Below are 25,214 nucleotides of genomic sequence, written 5' to 3' on the forward strand. Positions count from 1 at the left end.
AGCACTCAGCTCGTGAGCGAAGTTAATTAATACCAATGTATTTATGGACTTGTACTGATAAACGCCAGTTTTTCTGAATGCAGGTATCAATCGCCAGCTTGGTAGCTTTCGCTTTTTGGCTAATTGGCTGTAGGTACACAAGCTTAGGTGCCACACCTGTTTGCGCAAATAGGGCCTCGAGCTCATCCACGTGTTTTTGCATCGCTACTGGGTGCTTAATTTCATCGGCGCGTTGCATGGCACTGGCCAGCACATCATATCCACCACGCATATTAATTTTCGGCGACACTGTCACCCAAGTTTGCGCCGGGGCCTTTATGGCAAAAGTACCGCTGGTTTCTATTTGCGTGGAATACCCATGTTCATGCAATAGCTCACACAGTGGGTTTAAATCAAATAAGCAAGGTTCGCCGCCAGTGATCACGACATGTTTGGCAAGATAACCACGCTGTTGAAATAACGCCAGTACGTCTTCGGCGCTGGCATGGGCCCAATGTTGAGAATCCGCTTTTTTCTCCACTGTTTGCTCAAGGCTTACAACGTAGCTATCACTTGCATCCCATGTCTGTTTGGTATCACACCACGCACACCCTACAGGACACCCTTGCAAGCGCACAAAAATAGACGGTGTACCAGTGTAACTGGCTTCCCCTTGGATGGTTTCAAAAATCTCATTAATTTGGTACAAAAAACTTACCTACTGCTCATACTTTACATTAGCGTGTGACATTTACAGCCCCGTATTCGGGAATAATTGTGATCCACTCTCAAACCCTGTAGTATACCGCGCCCGAATGCAAACCTCTATGATAAAAGGCTAGAAGGCACCATGGCAGAAAAAGTTGTAGTTATTTATTCCGGCGGCATGGACTCATTCACTGTGCTGAATAAAGCACGCATGCAGGGGCACGAAGTGTATGCGCTCTCCTTTAACTATGGTCAGCGCCATGTTAAAGAGCTTGAGGTTGCAAAAGCAGTCTGTGAGCGCCTTGGAGTGGATCATAAAATCGTTGATATTTCTGCCATAAATCAATTGATTGGTGGCTCGTCTTTGACCGACGACATCGATGTTCCCGAAGGCCATTATGAAGAAGAAAGCATGAAAAGCACGATAGTGCCGAACCGCAATATGATTTTGTTGTCGCTCGCTGTCGGTTATGCTGTCTCACTTAAGGCCAATAAAGTCTATTATGGCGCTCACTCGGGCGACCATGCCATTTATCCAGATTGTCGTCCTGAATTTGTGAAGAAAATGGATGATGTGTGCCGTATTGCTAATTACGACGAAGTCGAAATTGTCTGCCCATACTTAGATAGCAGTAAGATTGATATTCTCCGTGACGGCTTGGCCATGGATTTAGACTACAGTCAAACATGGACCTGCTACAACGGCCGTGAACAAGCCTGTGGCAAATGCGGTGCTTGCCAGGAGCGCTTAGAAGCGTTTGCGGAAAATAACGCAACGGATCCTCTCCCCTACGAGTCTTAACCCTGCCTGCTGACCACTGATGATTGTAAAATTGTCAGTGGTCATACTGAATTTTCCCGTTATACTGAACAGTAGATCAAATTAATAGGGAATTATTTCATGTACATAGCGCTGATGTTGGTGGTAGCCGCCCTTGTTATTGTCGCCACGGTGATGGTGGTGGATGTTCGCAATAAACAAAAAGCGCTGAACGCACGTGCTGGCCGCGAAAATGAGCAGCTCACAACCATGAGCAAGGAGCTTTCCCAACTCAAAGAACGTGTACAAATATTAGAAAAAGTCGTGACGGATAAGGGATTTAGCGTCGAACAAGAAATAAATAACCTATAATGCACCCAGTTGTGTGCTATTTGTGGCTGCCGCTACCATGAGCGTAAAGCGTTTATACCTTTATATCTTTGCGAGCCTAGCGTATTTTTGCCTGGCTGGCTTTGGTATTCACCTACTCACTTCGGCATATTATGAAAAACAAAAAGCAGAGAGTGAGCAACACCTGCGCGAGCAAACGGCACTTGTCCGCAACAAAATAGAAACCACCATTTTCAAAGATGTATTCGCCGCTGAAAGCTTGGCGACTGTGGTCGCTCTAAACCCTGAGCTGGCCATTGCTAATTGGCATACCATCGCCGCTAAGACCCTAGAACAATCGCAATTGGTGCGCAATTTAGGGCTTGCTCCCAATGACACCATCAGCCACGTATTCCCATTAGAAGGAAATCAACGCGCCATTGGTTTTAACTTCAAATCCAGCCCAAAGCAATACGCCACCGTGGTTAAAGCACGACAAAGTAAAAAGGTGGTCATTGCAGGCCCTTTAGAGCTAGTGCAAGGCGGCCAAGCGATCATCGCACGTTTCCCTCTTTTTGATGACTACCCCGTCAACGCCCATTATTGGGGCACTCTCAGTGTGGTTATGGATTTAGCCACACTGTATAAACAGGTCGGTATCAAAGATACTGAGCATTTGCATATCGCTTTGCGTGGGGTAAATGCATCGGGTGCCGAGGGCAAGGTGTTTTATGGCGATGCGAGCATCTTCAGTAATCCTGACAGCACCTCCACCATCCAACTTCCTAATGGCCGCTGGCACCTTGCGGCCCGCTATAGCATCCTCAGCAACCACGGTGACAATGCCCAACTACTCGGCGCCATCAGTATCGCGGCTGCCATTATACTGTATTTCTCTATCGCGATACTGGTGCGGGCATACCACCTCACTAAAACAATGTCTTTGCAGGATGAGCTAACCAAGCTGGCAAACCGGCGATATATCATGCAACGCCTTAATGCCTTGGTAAATGACCCACAGCAAGAAAAGAAGTTTGCCATCATCAGTATTGATTTAAATGAGTTTAAACAAGTAAACGATAACTTCGGTCATGCGGTGGGAGATGCGCTGCTAGTTCACGTTGCCCGAGAACTAGAAACTGCACTACGCGACGCGGATGTGGTTGCCCGCCTTGGCGGCGACGAGTTTTTAGTGCTTTTATATCGTATAAATGATCCGGATACGGTCGCACAAATTGTCGAAAAAGTGCGTCGCCATATAGAAAGCACTCCCCTCGCTCATGGCGATTTGTTTATCTACCCTTCACTAAGCTGCGGTTACAGTTGCCATACCGAACAAACACTGGATATTGAAGCTCTGCTAAACGAAGCAGATAAACGTATGTATAGCGACAAAGCGCAGCAAAAATAATCAGTGGTTGATGAGCTCAGCCAAAGCCGCATCCATTTTCGCTATAAAATCATATTTAAAGGGGTAGTTGCCGCGTTCGTCCCGCGCATAGCCGATGTGGGCTGAGCGTGTCATTAACACATGCTGCACAGTCAAATTCTTCGCCTTTATAGCAAGTTCAGGCTGTCGCTGCACTATTAGCTCTAATTCATACTCGCTTGAACGGCGGTCATTCACATAGCACTCAATTCGTTGCTTTAGTAGCTTAAACAAATTTGAACGGGTATTGGCATTACGCCATACTCGCACATCGCCGCGCTGCTGGGCTGCACGCACGGCATGGTCAAAAATCAAGTACCCAGCGTTGACACCAATATTAACCGCTGCGCCCGGTTTACCAGCTAATGCTGCCGGTAAATCAGTGTCATTGTGGCACAGTGCGACCACTGTTTCTTGCTCCAGTGGCAGCGAATACATATCGATAAAGGGACGTTTATCAAGGTGTTTATAGGGCGGTAATATCGCAAACGCAGCGCCCTGCTCAAGCTGCTGCAGTGCCCGTTTCCAGGGCATTGGCTTTAATACCACCTCATAGTCTGTCAGTGATTTAGCAGCGCTTTGCACCAATGCAACGTAATCGCCTTGCAAAGTGCCTTGGCGAACATAAGTGTAAGGCGGATAGCTTTGATCAACCAGTATTTCAACGCGTTGCGACTGCGCAAAAACCGGCGCCACCCAGCACATAACAGCGCAGCCGAGAAGTGAAAAACACGCTTTTAAAATCAACGTGCGCCAACCGCCTTTGCAGGAATAATATCCTTAGTTTATAGCCTCCAACGAGCTAATATGCAAGGAGCCGATGGCCACTAGCTATGAATAAGCTGCTGCTGCAGTTCGTGCACTTGGTCGCGTACTTTGGCCGCTTTTTCAAATTCCAAATCACGAGCAAATTCGTGCATTTGTGCTTCTAGGCGACTAATTTCTTTGGCTATCTCACTGGCATCCATTGTCGTGCCGGCCTTTTTCGATGCCGGTTTAAGGCGTGCCTGCGCCGCTTTGTTTTGTACCTCTTCGCCGGTATCCATCACATCGGTAATGCGTTTTTTCAGCGCTTGCGGGGTGATCCCATGCGCTTCGTTATGGGCTATTTGTTTTTCTCTACGGCGGTTGGTTTCGTCCATGGCTTGACGCATTGAACGAGTGACCACATCACCATATAAAATAGCACGGCCGTTAATATGGCGGGCCGCACGGCCAATGGTCTGAATAAGCGAGCGCGCTGAACGTAAAAAGCCTTCTTTATCAGCATCTAAAATAGCGACCAATGACACTTCCGGCATGTCTAATCCCTCTCGCAGCAGGTTGATGCCAACGAGTACATCAAATACCCCTGCCCGTAAATCGCGAATGATTTCCATGCGCTCTACGGTATCAATATCGGAGTGTAAATAGCGCACCTTCACATCATGATCGCTAAGATAATCAGTGAGGTCTTCCGCCATTCGCTTAGTGAGGGTGGTCACTAAAACCCGCTCGTTCACTTCAACACGTTTATATATTTCAGAGAGCAAATCGTCCACCTGAGTGGCCACGGGACGCACTTCTATTTGCGGGTCGACCAAGCCAGTAGGACGGATCACCTGTTCAGCAACTTCGCCTGCGGACTTGTCTAGCTCATAATCCCCTGGGGTGGCAGATACATAGATAGTCTGGGGCATAATGGCCTCAAACTCTTCAAACTTAAGCGGCCGATTGTCCATTGCCGAGGGCAATCTAAAACCATACTCGACAAGATTTTCTTTACGCGAGCGGTCGCCGCGATACATAGCCCCCACTTGTGACACGGTAACGTGAGACTCATCGATGATCATCAAAGCATCATCCGGGAGATAGTCCAGTAAGGTTGGCGGTGGCTCGCCTGGCGCCCGACCCGACAAGTAACGGCTGTAGTTTTCAATGCCACTGCAATAGCCAAGCTCTTGCATCATTTCAATATCGTACTGGGTGCGTTGTGCAATACGCTGCTCTTCAATCAGCCGGTTGTCATCAAGCAAGCGTTGGCGGCGGCTTTTCAATTCGGTTTTGATATTCTCAATAGCCGCTAAGATTTTCTCACGGGGTGTAACATAGTGTGTTTTTGGGTAGATGGTGGCGCGCACAAGGTTTTTTTCCACATGACCGGTGAGCGGATCAAATAAGCTTAAGCGCTCTATTTCATCATCAAACATCTCGACGCGTACGGCAATATCATCGGACTCAGCGGGGAAAATATCAATCACCTCGCCACGCACGCGATAGGTGCCCCGGCTGAAATCCATATCATTACGGGTGTATTGCAACTCAGCTAAACGCCGCAGCATATCACGTTGGTCTATGGTATCTCCGACCTTCAATAGCAGCATCATTTTCATGTAGGAATCAGGATCGCCAAGACCGTAAATGGCAGAAACGGAAGCCACAATCACCACATCGCGCCGCTCTAATAAGGCTTTGGTGGCCGACAACCGCATTTGCTCAATATGCTCATTAATGGAGGCGTCTTTTTCGATAAAGGTGTCGCTTGCAACTACATAGGCTTCTGGCTGGTAGTAGTCGTAGTATGAGACGAAATATTCCACAGCATTATTGGGAAAGAACTCTTTCATTTCGCCATACAACTGCGCCGCCAGCGTTTTATTGTGCGCCATGATAATAGTCGGGCGATTAAGCTCTGCCATAATATTAGCCATAGTAAAGGTCTTGCCGGTTCCTGTCGCGCCGAGCAAAGTTTGGTGAGCCAGCCCCGCTTCTAACCCTTCGACCAACTGGGCAATGGCACTAGGTTGGTCGCCACTTGGCGAGTAACCTGATACCAATTCGAACATATCTTTCACTAACAAGACTCCTTATTGTTGGCTGTGGCGTTTAAGCTCGTGTGTGAACCATAAGTACGCAACGACGGCAGTAAACAGATTACCTATTGCCGCGCCAATAAATAAACCGGTTAAGTCGGCGATTAAACTGCCGACATAGGCAATCGGCACATAAAAGACAAACAACCGAATTACGCTCAAAACGAGTGCATTCATTGGCCTGTGCAAGGCATTGAACGAGGAGTTAGTTAAAATAATAACGCCTTGTAGGCCATACGATAGCGGTAAAATGTAAATAAATAAGCTGATCAGCTCCCGCACTTGGCTCTCACTGGCAAAAGCAAGCGCTATCCAATGACCCACAGCTAACAGTAATAAGTAGATGAGCAATTGCCAAATAAGGACAAACTGCAAGGTCTTTTGGTATGCCTCGCGCACCCGCTCTATTTTCCCGGCTCCAAAGTTTTGGCTGATAAACGGCGGTAGTGTCATTGACAACGCCAACACCACCAACGACGCTATCGACTCTATCCGGCTGCCGACACCGAACGCAGCCACCGCTGGTGCACCAAAGGTAGCGACGATAGCAGTCATAACGGCCATCGCTAGAGGCGTTAGCATATTCGCACCCGCCGCAGGAAAGCCTATTTTTAAAATCTTCCGTGTTGCCCCATAAAAACTCTGACTGCGGCACTGACTGCTCAGTAGTTTACGACGCACAATGAGAATATGCAGCACCAAAATAACGCCAACAACCCAAGAAATCGCACTGGCAATGGCCGCGCCTTGGACACCTAGTGCCGGAATTGGGCCCCAGCCGAAAATCAACACAGGATCAAGTATGGCATTGATAAGTCCAGAGCCGCCCATGATCAGGCTAGGCGTCTTAGTATCGCCATTCGCGCGCAAAATAGCATTGCCAATCATGGGTGTGACTAATAGCACACTGGCTAGAAACCAAATATGCATATATTGGTCGATGATGGGTAGCAACTGTGCTTGGGCCCCTAGAAGCTTAAACAACGGTTCGCTAAAGAGATAACCTGCTACCGATAGCAAGAGCACAAGTATCGCTGAAACAATGAGCGCAACCGTGCCATCAAAGCGAGCTTGAGCATGCTCACCCGCTCCCAATGCTTTAGCTATCACCGCTGAGGTCCCAATCCCTAGACCAATAGCGAGGCTAATAACGGTGAATGTCACAGGGAAGGTAAAGCTAATTGCCGCTAAAGGTTGTGTACCTAGCATACTAATAAAAAATGTATCAACTAGGTTAAACATCATCAAAAAGATCATGCCAAAAATCATCGGCACAGTCATTTTCGTTAAAGTCGGTACAATGGCAGCATGAAGAAGCTGAGAGGGTTGCGCATGATCAGAAGAATGAGTTTCGGCTGTAGCCATATCGACGCTTATTGCTGCTAATTCCAAATCTCCATTCTAAAGCATCAAAGCATCCCTCGCTACGCCTAAATGGTGCATAAAAAATGATCTTTTTCTAAATTTGGCTGACTTGTTTGTGCAAAAGCATGTAAAAAACAAATTATTTACAGCATGTATACATTTTGGGGATGAAATGACTTTTTTTTACACAGTAAGATGAATACATCGTCAATTCAGATTATAACAAACGCTCTTTAAGTAACGCCAAAGAATATAAGAGCAAATCATTGATTTTAAATAAAAATATTTTTTATCCTTTTCCCCTTGCATTCTTACTCGCTCTCTGTCGATACCGATAGCTACTGCCCTTGCCCTATTCATAAACAGACTTATCCACAGATTTCGTGGATAAGTTACGCCACCCCTTTAATTATAAGGGGTTAAGCTAATTTGCTCGTTTTTTACTGAGTTTACGTTCATCTTCGGGTTGTTTGCGCTATGAGTCATGAAAGTATAAGTTACTGTAGCCGCGCAGCATAAATGATACCGGCCACCGCCAATAGTGATAACCGAGGCGACGAACACACTTGCGGCGTCACTAAGAATGATAACGGTTTTGGGCTCGTGGGGTGAATAAAAGATACTCGAATCGACTTTTCAAACAGTGCTTAAACGATTGTTAAACACAACCTACTCGTTTATTTTATTTTTTAGTAATTCTATGGCCGCAGAAAAATCCCTTTTTGTTTCGTCTGCAGTAATTGTCAGTTCCTGTAACGCCCTCTCGAGGCTAGCTTTATCATCTGCATAGGTATCATTACCTATTCGTCTTAAAGTCTCACCTAAGTATATACAGAAGCAACCAAGCGCATTTAATAGCCCTACACCTAACTTCAATAGAACTGCAACTGTAAAATAAGCTAACACTATCATGTATATATAAAGACCCACTTCCATCGGCATTGCTTCACCTCACGACCTGAGAAAAGCCAATTTACTGTATATTTAAACAGTATTCAAACGTCATTTTTGATTTGTAAACTTTAGGGGATGCTCTAAAGTTTCATTTCATCAAGAACAAGCTGGACGATGAGTGAATGGGCATGTCTACTGACAACGGCTTGCACCAAGCTGAATCCATTGCTGCTTGTATTTAAGTTGGGCTATGTCGATAACTTGCACTGTCAGAGATGCATTAACGTAGCCTAAGTCCGTAATAACTTGGCATACATATTTCGCATAACCATCTCGATTAGTTCCATCATCAATCACCCCAACCTTAAATACGCCGTCAGATGCCCATATAGCATCTTTAACGGTTGGCTCTTTTGAACTGGTGAAGTGCTCTAAAAGCACTTGTTGTTGTGCTTTTTTGGTCGCGGACAAGTCATCTTGAATCGGTTCATCATGCGCAAAAAACGCATATGCGCCATATACAATGACTATAAGAATAAACAAGTGGCCGATTGAGAAGTGGCGTTGCAAAATTGGTGTTTTGGTGTGTGCTGAATTCATATTTAACTCCTTTTAAATATCACTAGCCAGCATAGGTGTGTTCTGGCTAATGATCAATGCGCTAATAGTAACTCGCTCTGTCCCATTCAATGGAGTTGTAGCAGTGGTCATCATCCCAAAAGAAGATTGCGTTTATTACCATCTCAGCAATTAACCATCGCTTTAGCTTGGTAGTGTGGGCTTTGTAACCAACTCTACCGCTAATTGTGTGGTCTTCGTGGCCGTTGAGTAAAAGTACGTTTAACCCCTGATCAAACACTAATCCAAGGCGTTTTAAATAGGGTTTCTTTTTCTTCATTTTATCTTCCATAGCGTCACCTACTAAAGAATGCCTGGCGGGCTTGTAAGAACAACAACGCGAACATTTCAAACTCTGCAGTACTCTCAAATGTGATGACACTCTCACCATTCTTTGAATCAGCTTTAAAGTTAAATGGAGTAATGTTTGCGCCATGCTTTTGCGCCAGTTCGCACGCTTTAAGCACTGCTGCGATACCATTTTGGTTGGACTCAGTCAGGCTCACACTCTTACCTGCATAAGTCATCCCATCCATTTTACGCTTAGAGGCCACCGTCGCGAGTGATTGCGTATCTAGTGGTCCCATAGAGTATGGCTTTAAAGGGGGCGTGATGACTTGCTCATTACCTTCATCGTCGGTGATGGTCTGTGGCTCTCGACTGTACACTGATTCCAAAAGGGCCATGCCATCATTAATAAATTCGTAGTCACGGTTATCTAGGTGGTCATAACCAATGAGTTGGTGGCCACTGGAAAGCTGGGGCGGGTGATACAGTGAGCGTATGACATACACTGCAGCATTGCCTTTTTTAATAACTTGGGCGCTAGGGTGCTCAGCATTGGCATAGTCACCAATGTAGATTAGATAGTCTTTCATGGTCTGACTCCTGATAAGAATTTCACTTCATCAGCGTTGAGAGCGAAATCGTAAATCCGAAAATCTGAGATATGCATCTGCTGTGCAATGAACCCTGTCCCCCCTTGGCTTCCTATATAAACTGGCTCAGTGAGAATATCGAGGGCCGTTTTGCCCGTTGTAAAAGAGTCTGCCAGCTCACCGTTCACAAACATCGTGGCATGTGAGCCATTGAACGTGACAACGACTGTTGCGCTAAGGCTCTGTGTAGGCAAGTCATAGCTGGCACGCTCGGCGATTTCCACTCGATTAGCTTCGAATCTCAACACTGTTTGACCGGCGATGGTAACGAAATACAATCGATAGTCATCGTCGATGGTGCCCGCCGACCAAACAACCTCAGCGCCTTCAATAAAGTGCTTTTTATCTATATTAACAACAACGCTTTGGCCCGCACTTTCACACGGGATATTGCCCTCTGCGGGGAGCTTGATTTCATCGCTCAACCGAGCTACAGGATTCGTATTGGTAGCAATGTAGCTAGATGGGAATGGCAGCTCTTCCAATTGCGCTCCCCAAATAGCGAGGCCAGAACTCCCGTCGCCAATAAAGGGGGTAAGGTCATCGTTATATGGGAACCAACGACAGGTAATTGAATTCGAAGCACCGCTGGTAAAAGTCAGAGAAATACGCAGATAGTTATGTCGGACCTTCTGTACCGTGGCTGATGCGTTACTAAACGTTCCTTTCGCAACAGCTTCGCCAATGATAGCGCCATCGCTTAACCTTACCGTAAGGCTCGCATTATTTCCTGAAGAACTGCTATAAGGCTGGAGCCTTACAGCGGCGACATTGCCTACAGGCCTGATGAAAGCGCTCAATGTGACCGTAGCGTTGGGTGTTGTCGTGGCCGTTTGGCTGCAGATACCTGAGTTGTAAGAATCAAATCCATCCGAAGGAATGATTGCATCTGCTGAGAGGGTGCCATCAGGTGCCGTTTCGCTATCTGTGTTGACAGTAAACTGTGGGCTTGTAACCCATGCGGCTGCAGCTAAGTCCTCTGAGTGTAAAAGAAGGTTGGTGCTTTGAGCTTCAAATAAATAACCGTTGCGCTCAAGACGGGGCTGGTCGATAGGTGCTTGTTTTACGCCGCCGTAGGTATCAATAAAGCTCGCGGGCGTGGCTCTCGACACAGTTAAATTGCCTGCCATCACCGGAGACAAAGCACTTTTGGTAAACAGTCGACAAAGCGGATCATCCATAAGTAATTTGCGGACTTGTAACAAAGGGTCTAATACAATAAGCGCTGCGCGGTCTGCTTCTTCTCGAGCGCGGTCGGCTTCACTTGTCGCGAGCTGGTGCGAGTCTATCTGTCGGTTATAGGCGATAGTGGCATTTTTTGTGGCGGTGAATATCGCGGTCATTTTTGCCAGGAACGTCGCGCCTTGGTCATTTGCTTCTAGTTGCTCGGTCGGGACGGGCAGTTTATCTAATGCCATAATCAGCATTCCTCTACATTAAAGTTCATTTGATAGCGGTTGAAGTGACTGGCGGTCGCAGGCGGTAGCTCGGTGAGTTTACAAGCAAAAGCATACTCACTTTCTTTTTGGCCTCCTTCGCCTGGGAACATAGATATAAACCAGTCTCGGTGAAGGCCCACATGACGCAGTGCATTCATTAATCGGGGGCGGTCTTGCTCATCGATGTAGCTCAGCTCAAATTGGGCTACGCGCCAGGTGGGCAGTGCCTGTGAAAATATAGAGCCCGCGTCTGTGCGCTCACTGCTAGCATGAGTGCCGAAACCCAACTCATGACCATACGAAAAATTGAAGGTAGGCTCGAAGTGATGGCCACAGTAAAGGCGTGTAATATCGATAAAACCATCGGGATTGGTTGGGTCATCGATGGTGATCCGAAAGGACTTCGCAAAGAGCGCTTCTTTGAGCCAATGCTGAGTAAAGCGCGTCGACCAACTATCCATTGATGAAGCAATAATAGGTTGCGTTTGCCAGTTCCATTCATTGAGCGTAATTTGAGGGATGACATTGATGTTGCCACTGTCATAGAGGCGTTCACCGCTTTGGTGAGGACCGTCGAACAGCTCTAACTTCCACGTCGCAGCATTGGATAAATTATGGCGCCAAAGGACTAATGCCGTCAGCAATTGAATATCCGCTAAGTTCCCAGCAATAACGAGATTGGACAACGTAGTACTGCGAAAGCTGTGACTATTGCTGTATCGCTGCAAGTTGCTCAGTGGCAACGTCGCGAGCTCCACACCATTAGCCAGGCTAAGCTCGGCATTGTCAGCCTCGTTTAAGATTAACATTCTTAGTTTCTTGTTCATTGCCAAAATTCCACGATAGTTCGGCTGGTTAGGAGACTTTCGGTTAAGTGTGTGATCACCGCCGCATTGCCATTTATACCTGGTGTTTCCAATGCAACCTCATCACCCAGTATCCAAGAGAAGGGCGCAGCAAATTGTTCTGTCTCGTAGATATAATGGGCTTGGGTTTTTAGTGCCAACCGACGAGCTAACTCCGTGTTCGCATCGCTTTCGTGCGCAATAAGCGTATCGACGGTCAGTCTATCCCCCTGGTTTGTGTTCTCACCAGTGGCTAAACGCGCCTTAAGCTGCAAACGCTGCGCGAGCTCCGCATTGGTATCGAGTACAGACGCGGCGATATTACTCAGCTCTGTGTAATTGCGGCCATAGCTCAAGGATAGGCGTTGAACCGCATTCAACCGAGCGCGCGGGGCTCTTGAGTCATAGATATTCTGATCATCCCGAAGTACATCGACGGGCGCACCACTGAACCCCCGAAATGATGCACAGGTAAACTGGCCAAGGCGGTTAAAATACCAATAGGCACCAATGGATTTGGCTACCTCATCCAGCGCCTGTGAGTACGTCATTTCAGCATCAGTGATGTAAAGGCCTAACGTATAGCTTGCTAGAGAGCCTAGTAAAACACTTTCCCCTCGAAGGCCGAGCAGGTAGCTGATAAAGTCTGCCGCCGTTGCTAAGTAGTGGCCATCGACTACCCCTTTCACATCGGCCGTGACTGAGCCAATGGGCTGCACTGAAAAGGTAATGGTGCTGGCACTAAGGTCAACTGAATAATCACTGCTGCTGACCTCATCGCCATTGAACCGCACAGCTGTAACCGCTTGGCTCGGCGTCGAATTGAACTGATAAACGTGGTTGACAGCATCGATGAGCACAGGGGTCACATTGAAGCATTCCCCCAAGGCTAAGGGCTTAGGTCTGCCTTTGCTTGGCCCATTGGTAAAATGCTCCGATAGTACGGGAATATCCAGCGATGTTGCCTTTTCAGCAAAGCTGATAGAGACGCGTGACGAGCTGAACGTGACATCTTCGCAGATACCCGTAAAAACAGTAACAAAATCTGACTTTGCCCAGGTAGGGTCGCCCATATAAATGGTCACAGGCAACGCATTGACCTCTTTAAATCGGCGTGTATCGTCGTTCAAATACAGCTCTAAGCTGCTTAACTGTGTGCTGCTGCGTCCTGAAAAGACCTCACTCATGCTTCTGGCTATTTCGAGCCCACCGGCAATCACATCGTCATAGGGCATGTGCGCAGGGCTGTCACTTGCGCCACTTCTAAATGGCGTGTTTGCAACATGGGCGGTTTTTATCTCTCCTTCATCTCGATACTGCAGCTCAACAAGGATGCATCGATGATGCCTAGGATCGGCTAGCCATTGGTTAATATCATTCATGCCTGGGCCTGTCGTTTGTGGGCGCTATTAGCACGTTTCACTTCGCGCTCTGTCGATTGTGAACTGCGTACAATTTTCGCTAGTTCCATGTTTTGCTCCCTCATCGCTTGAAGCTCCGCTTTATGCATGCGCTCCTGGTTCTGCATGCGCCGCTCCATTTGTTGGTTGGTGCGGTTGAGCGAAACGAGCTCATCTTTAACCGCTCTAAGCTCCGGTGTCGGCTGAACAACGATAGGAGGCGTTTCATACACTGGCGGCTTGGGGATCAGTTCCCCGCCAGGTATCGGAAGAACAACTCCCCAATCCACTGGACGGCCAACAACATCGGGTCTAGTCGATGGATCACTTTGTGGGGGAGGGGTGTTTTCAATTGCGGCTTTAATGCCGATAAGCACATCAAGTTCTTGCTCCATGGAGTCCAAGAATGCTTGTGTGTGCTCTGGCAAAAGCGTGCGAATGGTGGCTATTTCCTCTTCCAATGTTTCCCGGACAGCAGCCTGCTCACTTGCATATTGCTCTTTAAGTGACTCAATAGCTTCGTTTTGCTGGCGCAACGACTCGCTTTCCAATTGCGAGGCCTGGGCTGCAAGCTCTTGAAGCTGTGCGAGCGTTTGCGACTGCAGTTGTGTTTGCGTTGCCTGCAATGCGGTGACTTCGTCATTGGCTGCGCTGAGTGCCGACTCAAGTTGGGCTGCTTCGCTTGCGTATGACTGGCGCAGCGCATCGGTTTGACGTGATAGCTCAGCCTGAGACTGAGCACTAATGGCAGATGCCAACGACTGTAAAGACTTGAGCTCATCAGTGGTTGAGTCTGCCAGTATTAATTGCTCAGCCTGCAAGTCGGTAATGGCCTGCGCAGCTTGCGTTAGCTCACGCTCGATGCGGCGCGAGTCTTGACTAAATTGAGCGCGTAGCACTCGCAACTCATAGTGCATGCTCTCTGTCGCGTCTTGAGCGAGGCTATCGGTTAGCGTAGCCAGCGCGCTTAACTCATTTAACGTGCTATTCGCCAGCGCCACCTTTTTAGCATCTAGTTGTTCAGTGATTGCATGAGGTGGGGGCGCTGTAGGCTCGCTCAGCTCAAGGGCAGCGAGCTCATCATAAACACTCAATACATTATTAAATGCGCTACTGTAATCGCCGGGTTCGTACTGCTGCGCGAGCTCTAAAAACTTCGACCCTGCAGAGTCTATTTGTGCCATTGCGTCGGCGTCACCGGCGCGGGCGCGCTCAACCAAGCGCTCAAACTGATCTTGAGCGGCCACATACTGCTCTTTGGACGTGAGTGCACTGAGCGGACCTACACGCAATGCCTCTGCCGCGTCCGCTAATTGTTCAGACGCATCTTTAAGCTGCTGATAGCTGTCAAGCTCTAGCTCGTAACGAGACTGAGCCGCATCGGCTGTGTCATTCACCGCAGCCAGCTCGGCATCGTAGCGCTGGGAAATGGCCGCTTGCAGATCATCGAGCAACACAAGCTGCGACTGAACATCATCGGTATTACTCAGCTGCGTATAGAGACGCTCAATATCAGTGTTGAGGGCTTCAACCGGGTTGTAACCCGGCATATCTGCCCGTATAGCAGCCATTGTGCTGCGTGTTGAGCTGGCAACACGCTCGATGCTGCTAATGAGTGATTCAAACTCACTTCTCACAGAGGCGGTGGCTGACTCAAATTCACTGTTAATGTCGCGCAGATTGGTTTGTAGAGCACTTTGTGACTGCTCTAGCGCTTTAATTTGCTCATCAATGACTGCTCGCTCAGCGTTGTAACGTTCAAGCACGGCCGATTTCACTCGAGTGATTCGATCTAGCTCGTCTTGCGTGACTTCTGAGGTAAGATCAGCATAGGCCTGTGTGGCCTGGCGCGTGTAAAAGGCGACAGGGTCGAAGTCCGGTTTCGTCGTTTCAATTGACAGGATGCTTTTGCTAAGCCCAGAGCTGACACGCTGTGCTGAGGTACTTAGCTGCTCAAACTCGCGCTTCAAGGCGCTGATATCGCTGGCAAGCTTTTCTGGAATAGCATCAAGCGAGGCCTGTACTTTATCGCGGCGGGCCAGTGCATCATTCAGCATCTGTGTATTCGCGGCGGACTCTTCACTGTATCGCGCCATAATCGCGCCGTGAAGCTGCTCTAATGCGGCCAACTGCTCATCAACACCCTGTGCCTGATTTAACGCGGTGCGCGCATCCTGCTCTTTGGATTTAAGAAAATCGAGCTGTGTCATATTGCCCAGAGCGACATTCAGCTCAGCCATGCTCTCACGCAATGCAGAAGAGAAGTCGCGGACTGATGCAACGCGCTGGGCATAAAGCTCGCGTTCATGCGCAACTGATTCTTCGTATTGTGATTTAATGCTTGCTAATTCAGCATCGGCTTGCGCCATAGCATCTTGAATACTTTGCTCAGCCAACGCTTGGGCTTTTTTATCAAACAACTTATCAAGTAGGGCCGTATCAGCGCCCAATTCTTCCGCTTCTGCTTTGGCTGCGTCGTACCAGGTGCGAATATCATCCAGGCTTTTTTCGAGCGCGGTCATATCCATACGCTCAAGCTCTTTGGTAAGGTCATCATTAAAGCCGGTGCGCGCTTCGGCCAGTTTTTTCTCTTTTTCAGCGGCTTTATCCGCCGCGTCGGCCTGGTCCTCAAGGGCATCATAGTATTGGTCAAGCAATGGCAATAACGCCATCAGCGCTGAGTACATTTGTTGGCCTGACTCGGTGGTCAGATCCAATGATTCAAGAAGCTCAACAAAGCCATCTCGGCTATCTGGCAATGCTAAGTCTAACGACTCAAACTGCGCCGCGACTTTGTCAGCAATAAAATCAAACTGCTGATCGTCACTTAAGAACTCGTTGAAAAAGGTGTTTGCAGCATCATTGAGCGCTTCAATCCCACCGGCCAACTCAATAATGCTTTGAGTGGCACCAATCATATCAACGCCCACAAGCTCACCCAATGCTTGGCCTGTCATCTCTAGGACCGAGTTAAAGACGGCTTGCTCTTGGGCTAAACGCATGAGTGTGTCATAAAGCCCTTCACCCATTTTTTGAAAGTCAGTCAGCCATGAATCGCCCATAGCCTGACGAGTCACTTCATATCCGTCAGACTCATGCAAAAACGGGCCTTCGCCACCCCATTGTGGTCCTGAATTCTCAATGGCGGTTGAGACGCTGGATGTGATCCACTGCGCCATCTTGTCAGCCTGTGCACTGAAAACGGCCTCGAGCTCGGCTTGCAGTTCTTCACCACTTAAATCTTTGAGACTGATATTGCTCATGCTGAGCACAAAGCTCTCTAAGGATTGTGTTGCCTCAATACCGAGCACATCGAGCGCACCAGTCAAACTGTCGCCAATGCTGGTAAATATCAGTGCAAACTCACGCTGCAGGGATGCATCAATATCTTCATATTCTGTGTCATAGCTGGTTTTACTCGACAGCCCCCACCATGACGATTTCTTGGTCTTGATATCAAAATAGGCCACTGCTTTGAGCATGCCCGTCTCGAGGATGGTCTGCATGCTCTGGCTGATAAATTTGATACCCGAGTCTTCCAACGATTTTTTCGTTTTGCTGAATGAGCCAATGATACCGTCGAGCAGCTCACCTAGAGGATCGCCTAAAAAGCCGCCCAGTGATGAGCCTAACTTTTCAAATAACCCCCCAGTATCCAGATGAGACACTGAGCCTAAATCACCTCCAAACGTATTCTCATCAAAACGGCCATAACTTCCAGCCAGGCGGGTGGCCATGGAAATGATGGCGCTGTTAAGGTCTTTAATGCTGCGGTTGATATCGCGCAGCTCTGCGTATTGGTCAAGCTCCAAATCTTCGATACGCTCAAACGTGTTGAGGATGCTTTCGCTCTTAGCAGAGGCATCACCCAACACCGTGCCAGTGCCTTGCGTTTCTTGGCGTACCGCACTGCTCGGTGGCGCTGAGCCTGACACAGAGCCACTGAATAAACCAAGGCCCGCCATCAGTGCCGCCATCGCCGCAATGCGGCCAAAGGCGGTATACGGGTCGCCTTGGCCTTGAGTTGCTATTGCATTAAGTGCATTAGCCGCTGCTTTTTTCAATGCTAGGGCCGTTTCGATAATCGCAAAGGCCGTTTCTATTTTGTGGAGTTTTTCACGGGCAGAGGATTGTTCATCAAAGAACTGACCAGCAGCGCGGGCCATCCCAGCATAGCTCCCCATATTCGCTTGCAAACGTTGATCAGCCAGGTTGATTTCAGCATCAGTTAAATCCGCAAGTTGGCGTTCGCGCTCACCGGCTGTGAGGTTTGCGTCTTTTTCAACCTCGATTTTCTTATCAGCCAGTGCTGTGGTCAGTTCAAAGTAACGGGTTTCACTGTCTGTCAGGGCATTGATTTGGTCAGCCACTGAGCCAAAGGCCTCGGTGATGGCATTGCCGGCGTTTGACCAGGCTTTGCCAAAATCATTGGCTTGTTCGACTAGCTTATCGGTTGAGACTGACTTGCTGGCGTTCTGTTGCTCGTACAGCGCTTCGGTGAGTTCGCGCACCTGTTTTTTCTGGGCTTCAGTTGCGTCCGCATCGAGCTTTTTAAGGTTGAGAAGGACAGCGCGCTCTTTCTTAGACACTTTGCCCAGTGCAAGCTCTTGGGTAAGTTGCTTAATGTATTCTTCGTTAACGTCGACAATTGCATCAGTCGCCGCTTTGTTTTGTGTAAGTACGTCTGTTTGTTCTTGTGTTGCTGTCGTCTTTTGCTCTGTGGCTTCTGCTGCAGCAAATTCAGCTTCTGCAGATTGCCACAAGCCAAACATCACTTCGTCAATTTGGTCTTTGGCGTTTTCATACTCGCTGGACAGGGATGCGAGTTTTGTTTGTAAGTCGTCTTGCGATGTGATGTTGTCGCGGGTGGCACTTTCCCAAGCTTGGATTTTAGCGGCGAGTTCGTCAGCACCAATTTTATCTGCAGCCGTGCCGATAAAACCGAGCAGCGTCGCATAGCGCTCGCGCATGCCATTGAGCATGCTATCCCATACATGCGAAATAGATGTGGTGGCAACTTCAAAGCCGTATTTGAGGGCTTCCCACCCTTTAAGCATACCACTAACAAAGGCCAGACCCGCTAAGCGAGCGGTGAGAAACTGCTCTTGCAGGTAATCACCAATTTGATACCCAGTCACCGCAGCACCAATGAGTGCGAGGGACTTCTGTGTCATTGATAGTTGGGTGTTCAATGCGCCAATGGCCGTTGCTGCTCCAAGCGCTCGCGCTTTCATTTTGGTGAAGATAAGCGGTGCCAGGTAAAGCGCTGTGCCCGTACCCACGATAATGCCCATGGTCTCAAGTAGGGCAACGACTTCAGGTAAGTTCGCCGCTAAGGCATCGACGCCTGTGGCCATACCATCTATAGCACCGCCAATTGCATCTGCGGCCCCCATATTCCCGGCAGTGTCCCACAACTGCGTAAAACTCATGCCAAGGTTGGAAGATTTTGCAGACAATCGACTCATTTGGTCTGTCATTGCACCCGCAAAGTCTGTTTCACCGATATTGAGCAAGTACTCCTGTATTGATTGGGCGTCTTTTTTAATAGTGGTTGTAGTGCCTTTGAACGTGAATGAAACGGTGTTTGCAGACTGACTGGCTTTAATACCAAATTCTTTTAAACGCTCGAACTCGCCCACACTGGCATCTGCTACCGCTTCAACCATTTGCATTAGATCTTTATTCATCGCAGCTGCAGTATTACCGTAACTACGCAAGGCTCGCTCGCTTGGAACAAGTCCCAAGTTCGTCAACTTAGCAAAGCCTTCAACAGACTGCTCTAACGTGTAAGGCGTGGTTTTGGCAAATTCGATAAGGCGCCGCAACTCGGCTGTCGCAGCGGGAATGTCACCCGTAATCGTTTTCAATTGAGCGCGATAACCCTGCATGGCATCAATGCCCTGGTACATTTCACTGGCGGCGGTGCCAATACCCAGGGTGGCGAGCAGACCAGTAAACACCCCCAGAGAAGCGGATGCACTGGTCACATTGCTATCAAAGTCTTGAACACCTTTACCTGTCGCTATAAATCGACCTTTGGCATCGCGTAAACGCCCACTGGTGTCCCGAACAGCTGCGCCAAGTTCGTCGGTTTTACGCCCGGCATCATTTGCTGATGCAGCAAAGCGCTTTACTTCAGCACTGCTTTCACGCGACTTACTAACGAGCTGCTTGTTGTCAGCATTAAACAGCAAACTCAGTACCAGTGGATCACTCACGCGCTTTGCGCTCCTCTTTAATCGCGGCAAACTCGCTTAGGGCATAACGCTCCATTGCGGTGATTTGCCAAAATACTTCGTCGAATTCAGGTTCAGGTAGCGCCTTAACTTCTGGGTGGCGCGCCATCACCGTATTCACCGCCTCCCATCTTAGGGCGAGAAAAGTGCCATCCATGGCAGCACGGTCCCATTGAGTTGCACAAGCCAGGAACGCGGTTACAGCTAAACGGTTCTCAGGCCAAACAATGCAGTCCTTGTTGTTCTTCTTTTCTTCCTCGATGCGACGCTCTACTTGCTCAATAGACTCAAGTGGAGCGCCTAGGCGAGCCATTTTGTTCAGCAGTGCTTGTAACTTAGCGTCTGTCACTGCGGTTGACTCACCCATAAACTCTCGCGCCCAGTGGCGGGTGGCGTCTTCTAGTTTTTTGCTTTAGCGCCCCCTTGCACAGTGCGCATAAACTGCTCCCACAATGCTGTTTGTAGGTACGTTGTTTTTAAAATTTGTTCTTTAACCTCATCGGAAAAATCAATGTCGTCTTGATCACCTGGTGTAGCCCGAATGTCCTTGGCGTCAACAAAGTAGGTATCGAGCACTTCACGAATGGTCTTTTCTTCCATCTCATCTTTGAGCGCGTCCGAGTCAGGCACGATAAACTGCGCTTTAAACTCGCCTTTTTTGAAGCCTGTTTCAGCAGGGTATGAGAACTTGATGGTTTGCCAAGAGCGGCGCTCATCAGACGCGATATTCGTGCTTAAATAAAGGGCCATGCTATTTTCCTTTTAAACGTTTGTTTGTATTAAATTGAGGGTGAGAACGACGTTTAGCGCGTCGTCCAGGTTAAGTCGTTGTTGCGTGCCGTTGGCCTGATTTTGGCTTTGAGGCTCAAGAACAAGCGACCTGCATCTTTGGAGCGGCTCACACCGTTGAGCTGCACGTTCGGAATGTCAGTGGCAAAGATTTTGCCTGCATCATCCACATCCGTACCGCGCTGAAACGCAAACGGGCCTTCAGTGCCTTTCTTAACCGCTTCCCAAAAGTTGTACACACTGGGTTTGGGCTCAGCGACTTTGATATCAATCATGCCTTCTCGGGTCTCAAACTCGATTGATTCGTTGCCCGACACATGCAAGTAACTAAACTTGTTCCCTGGCGTAATCGTGAGGGTGGTGTAATCCACCGCTTGACCCAATAGCGTACAAGCGCTGACGGTAGCCGCTGTTGTGGGTACTGGCGTTGTAAGTGCCGACCAATCCACCGCTGGAGCGCTGGCTTCAGATACGGCTTCATCCAAGCCATAAAACGTGAATTCACAGTAAGGTAGGGCACCGATGTTGTGCACGAACGTGAACTCACCACGTACACCACTGAGCTTGTGCAGCACCTCACCCACGTAGTAGTAAATATCACCGTGCTCGAAATTTTCATCGACCAGGCTGTACACCACATCTTGCGCTGCTGTCACTGTGACCGCCGAGCCACACAAGCGCCAAAGCACATCGTTAATCGTTGGCACATCAACATTGCCATCGCCTGCAGGGCGAACAAGGGTTTTAAACTTGATGGCCTGGTACACTTCAATTGACTGCTCTAAGTTGCCACCCGCATAACCGAGTGCTTCTTGGATTGCCTCGGTCTTAATTTCTGGGTTGTAGTCGATGTCATACACTGGCACAGCAGCGGCTGCATCCAACGCCTGACCACTGCCATAAGCTCCCGCATTGATACCTGCCAGCACAAATTCGTTTAAGTCGCGCATCATAATGCGTTACTCCTTCTCAGTTTTGGCCGTGTTGGCCTGTTTGTTTTGCGATGCTTTAAAAGCGTCAAATTCGGCTTTGTTTACTCGCTTACCATCTGGCAGACGATAAGTAACACCACCATGGTGTGGGTTGTGTTGTAATTTGGGTTTAGCCATATGTCACCTCTTCAAAGGTTTCGATTGAGTAAAAATTTATCCACCACAGACCGTTGTCTGCCAGCGCTAACAGCTTGTCTTGCCCTCTTCTAAAAGCAGTTGATTGCCCTGGAGGCAACCAGCCTTGCAGTGAGGAGTGGGTAATTTCACGCAGCTGCTTAATGAGTTGATTGCCCTTTTCACCTGTTGGGTCATTTCGACTTTGCACCCCGAGAACCACAGCAAAAGACTCTTTGCGCATTCCGAACTGGCCGTTACTTGATGACATGCTCTTCATCGGCTCACTCCCCAACGGCAACACATAAGCACAGGTTGAAGCAGGCACCGATTGGTTCTTTATTGCCGCAAACGCCAACGCTCCTTTCACCTGATGAAAAACACGTTTACCGTCTGTTTGAAGGGCATTTAAACGGTCTTCAATCAGTGTTTCCATCAGATGAACCCTTTGCTTGTATCTCTTGCGAAAACACTGCCCGCACTTTCAATCACGGCCAAATCTGCACTTTGTGCTTTATCGCCGGTATCTGATATGCCCAGGCTAGTTTTGCCATCCCGAACGCTTTTTAAATAGCCAATCGCATCGTCATAACGCTTATTAACTTGGTCGGGAGCCTGCTCGTCGTAGAGATTGAATCGTGCGATATTGCACGCAAGCGAAGTGATAATCGGTGGCACGGTTGTCAGTGGCAGTTGGTAACGACCACCAAGGTAGCCATCAATCGTTGCTTGAGCATCAGCAATAGCCTGATCAAGCACCGCATCATCAATAGCGCCCTGGAGCTGGCGGTCTGTTAAGTCAGTCAGCTCACTTTCACCGAAACGGTCAATTAACGCTTGCTTGGTGCAATACATAACTTACTCCGACTCAGTGCGTAGCTGGGTTTGCAGCCAATCCCATGCTGCGTCACGCTCTGCTGCACTCGGCGTTATTTTCACCGTACTGCCTTCCTCTTTACCTTGTGTTTCATAGGTCAAGTCTTTGCACGTTGGCTTGTCAGTGAAATTGCCATCAATCAACAGCGCCACTAAAGGAGCGAGTTCTTCAGGCGCTGGCTCTATATCAACCGCCTTGATATCGGTCAGAGCCGGACCCAAACTTCCAGTGTCCACGTTTGATTCCCCGTCGGGATTTTCACCGTTCGATACCACTTCCACCGCAAGGCGTGGATCTTCATCAAGTTGAAGTAGGCTTTTTTCTGTAAGCTGGTCCACTGGCAGATCATTCTGACCTTGCTTAAGAGCGAAACCTGCACGACGGTAGCCATCAGGTTGCGTGCTCGTAACCATGACTGACGCAATTGCGCTAAGAACGAATTTTTTGGCCATAACATAGGTTCTCCAATAAGTTGGGAGTTAGTGAGCGTGCCTCAGCACCCTCACTATCACTGCGTTAAAATGCATTACAGGTAATCTGCAACCAATAACTCAACGCGACCTTTCAGTTCATTCGAGCTATTTGCATCAAGTTCACGCTCCAATAAGCGCGTCGCTGTTTTCTCCAGTGATGCAGGCACCACCAGCAAGGTTGGACGAACACCCAACTTGCGACCACCATCTGCTTTGAAAGCACGCATTTTTTCGATTGCATCCCAGAGGTTGTCTGCTGTTAGCTCACGCTTGTTACCAAAAGCGAGTTGCCAGAAGCCAAAGCCAGCTGCGTCTCGGCAATCCACGCCATAGCGGAATTGCTTACTCATAAACACCGCTTCATCATCATTTTTCGTCATCGCAACAAGCTGCGGCTTTTTGCGCTCTTGGAAAATGATGGGCTTCAGTGCTTTTGATGTGTCGAGTAAGAACCACGGCGCACCTGTGTAACCGCTACCCGTTTCGTCCACCATGTTAGCCACAGACTCTGTTGCACCTGATCCATCTGCATTAGCCGCTACTGGGTGGTCCGTATCGAAAAAGTTTTGACCGTCATAACACAAGGTCGTAAAACCTGCCGATAGCAGAGGGAAGCACATTTCGTCCGGGTGTATTTCCGCAGCACGCCCCATTTCAGTGAAAACAGGTGAGTAGATCCCTAAGTTATCATCTTCAATGTCGTTCTTATCAACGCCGACCGTTGACTCGTAATCTTCATTGGTGATGGTGTACGCATGCGCTTGCATGCTTTGGATTGTTCTATCCCCTACCCACTGTTTTAGTGAAGGGAACTTGCCAAGCCAGCCGTAGGTGTTCGACTTAGTCGTCGATTTAATCACCGTAGCAATTTTGCTGAACTGTGGTTTTGCTTCTGACTTACCTGCTTCAAAGTTTTGTTTAAAGCCCGTCATCAGCGAGGTTAAAAGTGCTGGGGTAACTAACGCCATTAGTTTTGCTCCTTAGCTTTGGCAAATTCTGCATGACTGATACCTAATTGGTCTGCAGCGTACGCATCTTCAACCGACAATGCGGCTGTGCCCTGGTTTGGATCTTGTGGTTTAGTTTGCTGAGTAGTTAACGCAGCAAGGGGTGAGCGCGCAGCCAGTACTGAACGAAGTGCAGCAACACCTTGCTGTTTGCCTAAATCCGTGAGGTACTCTTCTTCGCTGGCGATGACGCGACCATCTTGTTTAGCCTTGGCAATTTCTTGCTCAACCGATAAAGAGTCGCCTTCGCTTTTCAGTACAGCAATTTGTTCAAGTGCACCGTTATAGGTGGCAACAGGCACAAATTTTGATAAATCGACACCACCATCACTTGGCTTCTGCGCTTTAAGCGCTGCTACTTGCTGATTGGCGTCACTGAGTTGCGTACCAAGGCTGTCAACTTTGTCAGCTTTTGCCTTCAATGCTGTCAGCGCTGTGTGCGCGCTTTGGTAGTGTTCGTCGGTGACAGAGTCGCCATCAACTTGCACACCCAATAGCTGCAGCAATTTAATTGCTTCATTCATGGGAGATTCTCCACGTTGTGGGTTTGTTGAACTTTTAAGAACTGCCACTTTGTCCATGCCGTCCAACGCAGGGTCGTTGGTTAGCGCAAAGTGGCGTAATTTGACTGGACGCCCTGTCTGTTTGTCATAGTGAAAAACAGGGCTGACGTATCGGTATTCTTCGTTTTTCAGGTATTCACGCGCCTTGGGAGTCCAACGAACGTTGAGAGCAAATAACCCTTCACCTGGTACATATTCCAAATCCTCAGGAGAGAACCAGCCACTGGCTGGCGCTTCTTTGCCATTTTCTTCGGCAAGTAGCGTTTGGTGTTCATAATCAAAATGAAAGTCATTGCTGCGCAGCTGAGCATTGGCCTTTAACATGCTGGCAGCTTGCGCATCCAGCAACCAGTGGCCAACTTCAACATCATCTGGGCGGCCATCGCCTGATTTAAATGCACCGTCTGGCATTAGCATCACGCGAGGGCTGACACCTTGCTCGTCGATTTCTGCATCAAATCGACAGGCTGCTAAACCCAAGTCGACAGCTGACGACGCACACAGTGCGGCTAGGCCAAGGGATAATGTGAGAGTGCTGTTGTGCATAGTGAACGCAAATCAAGAAAACGTGCGTTCATTATTGAAAAGGAGTTAAGGGAGTTG

24 protein-coding genes are annotated in these 25,214 nt (G+C 48.5%); 3 read left to right on the forward strand and 21 right to left on the reverse strand.

What is annotated here, in order from left to right; translation table 11 throughout:
* Positions 1–22: 22 nt before the first annotated feature.
* Complete coding sequence (gene queE / locus EXT46_RS05215; protein WP_022944491.1) at positions 23–688, reverse strand: 7-carboxy-7-deazaguanine synthase QueE; 666 nt, start codon at positions 686–688, stop codon at positions 23–25.
* A gap of 93 nt (positions 689–781) precedes the next feature.
* Here queE and queC point away from each other — a divergent pair, with 93 nt between their 5' ends.
* The 3 genes from queC to EXT46_RS05230 all read left to right on the forward strand — a co-directional run bounded on the left by queC (position 782) and on the right by EXT46_RS05230 (position 3,188).
* Complete coding sequence (gene queC / locus EXT46_RS05220) at positions 782–1,489, forward strand: 7-cyano-7-deazaguanine synthase QueC (RefSeq protein ID WP_268743718.1); 708 nt, start codon at positions 782–784, stop codon at positions 1,487–1,489.
* A 99-nt stretch (positions 1,490–1,588) separates the two neighbouring features.
* Entirely contained in the window at positions 1,589–1,819 is a 231-nt protein-coding gene (locus tag EXT46_RS05225) for a hypothetical protein (RefSeq protein WP_022944493.1), read from the forward strand.
* A gap of 37 nt (positions 1,820–1,856) precedes the next feature.
* Positions 1,857–3,188 carry a diguanylate cyclase gene (locus tag EXT46_RS05230; protein WP_130145663.1) on the forward strand — a complete coding sequence of 444 codons (1,332 nt, stop codon included), beginning with the start codon at positions 1,857–1,859 and terminating at the stop codon, positions 3,186–3,188.
* On the opposite strand, the gene EXT46_RS05235 is transcribed toward EXT46_RS05230, so the two are convergent.
* The 20 genes from EXT46_RS05235 to EXT46_RS05325 all read right to left on the reverse strand — a co-directional run bounded on the left by EXT46_RS05235 (position 3,189) and on the right by EXT46_RS05325 (position 25,157).
* Positions 3,189–3,911 carry a transporter substrate-binding domain-containing protein gene (locus EXT46_RS05235; RefSeq protein ID WP_130145665.1) on the reverse strand — a complete coding sequence of 241 codons (723 nt, stop codon included), beginning with the start codon at positions 3,909–3,911 and terminating at the stop codon, positions 3,189–3,191.
* A gap of 122 nt (positions 3,912–4,033) precedes the next feature.
* Positions 4,034–6,040, reverse strand: a complete 2,007-nt coding sequence (gene uvrB / locus EXT46_RS05240; RefSeq protein ID WP_130145667.1) for an excinuclease ABC subunit UvrB — start codon at positions 6,038–6,040, stop codon at positions 4,034–4,036.
* A 12-nt stretch (positions 6,041–6,052) separates the two neighbouring features.
* Positions 6,053–7,423 carry an MATE family efflux transporter gene (locus EXT46_RS05245; RefSeq protein WP_130145669.1) on the reverse strand — a complete coding sequence of 457 codons (1,371 nt, stop codon included), beginning with the start codon at positions 7,421–7,423 and terminating at the stop codon, positions 6,053–6,055.
* 669 nt (positions 7,424–8,092) lie between these two features.
* On the reverse strand, positions 8,093–8,365 hold the full coding sequence (locus EXT46_RS05250; RefSeq protein WP_130145671.1) for a hypothetical protein: 273 nt from the start codon (positions 8,363–8,365) through the stop codon (positions 8,093–8,095).
* Positions 8,366–8,509: 144 nt separating this feature from the next.
* Complete coding sequence (locus EXT46_RS05255; RefSeq protein WP_130145673.1) at positions 8,510–8,917, reverse strand: hypothetical protein; 408 nt, start codon at positions 8,915–8,917, stop codon at positions 8,510–8,512.
* A 61-nt stretch (positions 8,918–8,978) separates the two neighbouring features.
* Positions 8,979–9,227, reverse strand: coding sequence for a hypothetical protein (locus EXT46_RS05260; protein WP_130145675.1), 249 nt, complete (start codon positions 9,225–9,227; stop codon positions 8,979–8,981).
* Between the two features lie 4 nt (positions 9,228–9,231).
* Positions 9,232–9,813, reverse strand: coding sequence for a hypothetical protein (locus EXT46_RS05265; protein ID WP_130145677.1), 582 nt, complete (start codon positions 9,811–9,813; stop codon positions 9,232–9,234).
* Positions 9,810–11,291, reverse strand: a complete 1,482-nt coding sequence (locus EXT46_RS05270) for a LamG domain-containing protein (protein ID WP_165381057.1) — start codon at positions 11,289–11,291, stop codon at positions 9,810–9,812. Before EXT46_RS05270 ends, EXT46_RS05265 begins: the two co-directional genes overlap by 4 nt.
* A 2-nt stretch (positions 11,292–11,293) precedes the next feature.
* Positions 11,294–12,139 carry a hypothetical protein gene (locus EXT46_RS05275; protein WP_130145681.1) on the reverse strand — a complete coding sequence of 282 codons (846 nt, stop codon included), beginning with the start codon at positions 12,137–12,139 and terminating at the stop codon, positions 11,294–11,296.
* A complete protein-coding gene (locus tag EXT46_RS05280; RefSeq protein ID WP_130145683.1) occupies positions 12,136–13,539 on the reverse strand; it encodes a hypothetical protein in 1,404 nt (467 codons plus the stop codon). Before EXT46_RS05280 ends, EXT46_RS05275 begins: the two co-directional genes overlap by 4 nt.
* Positions 13,536–19,778: a hypothetical protein gene (locus tag EXT46_RS05285; RefSeq protein WP_130145685.1), complete on the reverse strand. Its 6,243-nt coding sequence runs from the start codon at positions 19,776–19,778 to the stop codon at positions 13,536–13,538. The genes EXT46_RS05280 and EXT46_RS05285 overlap by 4 nt, the downstream gene beginning before the upstream one ends.
* A complete protein-coding gene (locus EXT46_RS05290; protein ID WP_130145687.1) occupies positions 19,771–20,163 on the reverse strand; it encodes a DUF1799 domain-containing protein in 393 nt (130 codons plus the stop codon). Before EXT46_RS05290 ends, EXT46_RS05285 begins: the two co-directional genes overlap by 8 nt.
* A 32-nt stretch (positions 20,164–20,195) precedes the next feature.
* On the reverse strand, positions 20,196–20,546 hold the full coding sequence (locus EXT46_RS05295) for a hypothetical protein (RefSeq protein WP_130145689.1): 351 nt from the start codon (positions 20,544–20,546) through the stop codon (positions 20,196–20,198).
* Positions 20,547–20,599: 53 nt separating this feature from the next.
* Positions 20,600–21,538, reverse strand: coding sequence for a hypothetical protein (locus EXT46_RS05300; protein WP_130145691.1), 939 nt, complete (start codon positions 21,536–21,538; stop codon positions 20,600–20,602).
* Between the two features lie 6 nt (positions 21,539–21,544).
* Complete coding sequence (locus EXT46_RS18810) at positions 21,545–21,694, reverse strand: hypothetical protein (protein WP_165381058.1); 150 nt, start codon at positions 21,692–21,694, stop codon at positions 21,545–21,547.
* The gene (locus tag EXT46_RS05305) at positions 21,687–22,127 is read right to left on the reverse strand and encodes a hypothetical protein (protein WP_130145693.1); all 441 of its coding nucleotides are present in this window, start codon (positions 22,125–22,127) and stop codon (positions 21,687–21,689) included. The genes EXT46_RS18810 and EXT46_RS05305 overlap by 8 nt, the downstream gene beginning before the upstream one ends.
* On the reverse strand, positions 22,127–22,546 hold the full coding sequence (locus EXT46_RS05310) for a phage protein Gp36 family protein (RefSeq protein ID WP_130145695.1): 420 nt from the start codon (positions 22,544–22,546) through the stop codon (positions 22,127–22,129). The genes EXT46_RS05305 and EXT46_RS05310 overlap by 1 nt, the downstream gene beginning before the upstream one ends.
* A gap of 3 nt (positions 22,547–22,549) precedes the next feature.
* Positions 22,550–23,020, reverse strand: a complete 471-nt coding sequence (locus EXT46_RS05315) for an HI1506-related protein (RefSeq protein ID WP_130145697.1) — start codon at positions 23,018–23,020, stop codon at positions 22,550–22,552.
* Positions 23,021–23,094: 74 nt separating this feature from the next.
* Entirely contained in the window at positions 23,095–24,009 is a 915-nt protein-coding gene (locus EXT46_RS05320) for a Mu-like prophage major head subunit gpT family protein (protein ID WP_130145699.1), read from the reverse strand.
* A complete protein-coding gene (locus EXT46_RS05325; RefSeq protein WP_130145701.1) occupies positions 24,009–25,157 on the reverse strand; it encodes a phage protease in 1,149 nt (382 codons plus the stop codon). The genes EXT46_RS05320 and EXT46_RS05325 overlap by 1 nt, the downstream gene beginning before the upstream one ends.
* Positions 25,158–25,214 lie beyond the last annotated feature (57 nt).

Source organism: Pseudoalteromonas sp. CO325X, from assembly GCF_004208955.1.
Classification (GTDB): Bacteria; Pseudomonadota; Gammaproteobacteria; order Enterobacterales; family Alteromonadaceae; genus Pseudoalteromonas; species Pseudoalteromonas ruthenica.